This window comes from Streptomyces sp. NPDC004667, from assembly GCF_040609475.1.
GTDB lineage: Bacteria > Actinomycetota > Actinomycetes > Streptomycetales > Streptomycetaceae > Streptomyces.
In genome coordinates this window covers 1-2,826 of sequence record NZ_JBEXKC010000225.1, presented here as the reverse complement: position 1 = coordinate 2,826, position 2,826 = coordinate 1, and the positions used below count along the sequence as shown (strand labels likewise).

The 2,826-nt window shown below is 68.2% G+C and carries 2 protein-coding genes; both read right to left on the bottom strand.

Translation table 11 applies throughout. The features are described from left to right. Positions 1 to 1,008: 2-oxoacid:ferredoxin oxidoreductase subunit beta (locus ABZW32_RS39490; RefSeq protein ID WP_356225708.1), on the bottom strand; the 1,008-nt coding region annotated here is incomplete at its 3' end. Next, complete coding sequence (locus ABZW32_RS39485) at positions 1,001 to 2,824, bottom strand: 2-oxoacid:acceptor oxidoreductase subunit alpha (RefSeq protein WP_356225706.1); 1,824 nt, start codon at positions 2,822 to 2,824, stop codon at positions 1,001 to 1,003. The genes ABZW32_RS39485 and ABZW32_RS39490, both read right to left, overlap by 8 nt. Positions 2,825 to 2,826: the final 2 nt, after the last annotated feature.

The following is a 2,826-nucleotide window of genomic DNA, read 5'->3' as shown; positions in this document are numbered from 1 at the left end:
CTGCTCCACCGCCGCTTCGAGCTGGTCGGCCATGAGGGTGTCGTAGACGGGGCGGGTGGTGTCGCGGAAGACGCCGATGGGGGTGTGGTGGAGGGTGTCGGGGTCGGCGAGGCGGGAGAGGGCGAAGGCGGTGGTGGGGCTGGTGGCGTGGGCGTCGTGGGTCAGGACGCGGTGTTCGTTGTCGGGGGTGACGGTGACGACTTCGAGGTCGCCGGTGTGTTCGTTGCGGATGACGCCCTTGGTGTCGTCGGTGCCGAAGCGGACGGGGCGGCCGTGTTCGAGGCGGATGACGGCTTCGCGGGCCTGTTCCTGGTCCTTGAGGGCGTCGAAGGCGCCGTCGTTGAAGATGTTGCAGTTCTGGTAGATCTCGACGAGGGCGGTGCCGGGGTGGTCGGCGGCCTGGCGCAGGACTTCGGTGAGGTGTTTGCGGTCGGAGTCGATGGTGCGGGCGACGAAGGTGGCTTCGGCTCCGAGGGCGAGGGAGACGGGGTTGAAGGGGGCGTCGAGGGAGCCCATCGGCGTGGATTTGGTGATCTTGCCGATTTCGGAGGTGGGGGAGTACTGGCCTTTGGTGAGGCCGTAGATCCGGTTGTTGAAGAGGAGGATCTTGAGGTTGACGTTGCGGCGCAGGGCGTGGATGAGGTGGTTGCCGCCGATGGAGAGGGCGTCGCCGTCGCCGGTGACGACCCAGACGGAGAGGTCGCGGCGGGAGGAGGCGAGTCCGGTGGCGATGGCGGGGGCGCGGCCGTGGATGGAGTGCATCCCGTAGGTGTTCATGTAGTACGGGAAGCGGGAGGAGCAGCCGATGCCGGAGACGAAGACGATGTTCTCCTTCGCCAGTCCCAGCTCGGGCATGAAGCCCTGTACGGCGGCGAGGACGGCGTAGTCGCCGCATCCCGGACACCAGCGGACCTCCTGGTCCGACTTGAAGTCCTTCATCGACTGCTTGGCCTCGGCCTTGGGGACCAAGGACAGCAGGTGGTGGGGGGCGTCGGTCACCTCAGTCATTGATGGCCTCCTTGAGAACCGTCGCGAGCTGCTCCGCCTTGAAGGGCATTCCGTTGACCTGGTTGTACGACTGGGCGTCGACCAAGTACTTCGCCCGGATCAGGGTGGCCAGCTGTCCGAGGTTCATCTCGGGCACCACTACCTTGTCGTAACGCTTCAGGACCTCTTCGAGATTCCTCGGGAAGGGGTTGAGGTGGCGCAGGTGGGCCTGCGCGATGGGGGCCCCCTGGGCGCGGAGCCGGCGGACGGCGGCGGTGATGGGGCCGTAGGTGGAGCCCCAGCCCAGGACGAGGGTGCGGGCGGCTCCGGCGGGGTCGTCGACTTCCAGGTCGGGGACGGTGATGCCGTCGATCTTGGCCTGGCGGGTGCGGACCATGTGGTCGTGGTTGGCCGGGTCGTAGGAGATGTTCCCGGTGCCGTCCTGCTTCTCGATCCCGCCGATGCGGTGTTCCAGCCCCGGGGTCCCCGGGACCGCCCACGGCCTGGCCAGTGTCTCCGGGTCCCGCTTGTAGGGCCAGAACACCTCGGTGCCGTCGGCCAGGGTGTGGTTCGGGGCGGTCGCGAACTGCACCTTGAGGTCGGGCAGGTCGGCCACGTCCGGGATCCGCCAGGGCTCGGAGCCGTTGGCGAGGTAACCGTCCGAGAGCAGCAGTACGGGGGTGCGGTAGGTCAGCGCGATCCGGGCGGCGTCGAGGGCGGCGTCGAAGCAGTCGGCGGCGGTGCGGGGGGCGACGATCGGGACGGGGGCCTCGCCGTTGCGCCCGTACATCGCCTGGAGCAGGTCGGCCTGCTCGGTCTTGGTCGGCAGGCCGGTCGAGGGCCCGCCGCGCTGGATGTCCACGATCAGCAGCGGCAGCTCCAGCGACACCGCCAGCCCGATGGTCTCCGACTTCAGCGCCACACCGGGCCCCGAGGTCGTCGTGACGCCCAGCGCACCGCCGAAGGCCGCCCCGAGCGCGGCGCCGATCCCGGCGATCTCGTCCTCGGCCTGGAAGGTGCGCACCCCGAAGTTCTTGTGCCTGGACAGCTCGTGCAGGATGTCCGAGGCCGGCGTGATCGGGTACGAGCCCAGGTAGAGCGGCAGGTCCGCCTGCCGGGCCGCCGCGATCAGCCCGTACGACAGCGCCAGGTTCCCCGAGATGTTGCGGTACACACCCGCCGGGAACGCCTTCGTCGCCGGAGCCACCTCATAGGAGACCGCGAAGTCCTCCGTCGTCTCCCCGAAGTTCCACCCCGCCCGGAACGCCACGATGTTCGCCTCGGCGATGTCCGGCTTCTTCGCGAACTTCTGCCGCAGGAACTTCTCCGTGTTCTCCGTCGGACGGTGGTACATCCACGACAGCAGCCCCAGCGCGAACATGTTCTTGCTGCGCTCGGCCTCCTTGCGCGACAGCCCGAAATCCTTCAGCGCCTCCACCGTCAACGTGGTCAGGGGCACCCCGTGCACCCGGTAGGCGTCCAGCGAACCGTCCTCCAGCGGAGACCGCTCGTACCCCACCTTCGCCATCGGCCGCTTCGTGAACTCGTCCGTGTTCACGATGATCTCCGCACCACGCGGCACGTCCGCGAGGTTCGCCTTCAACGCCGCCGGATTCATCGCCACCAGAACGTTCGGCGCGTCCCCCGGCGTCAGGATGTCGTGATCCGCGAAATGCAGCTGGAACGACGACACACCCGGCAGCGTCCCGGCAGGCGCCCGGATCTCCGCCGGGAAATTCGGCAGCGTCGAAAGATCGTTCCCGAACGACGCCGTCTCCGACGTGAAACGGTCACCCGTCAACTGCATACCGTCACCCGAATCACCCGCGAAACGGATGA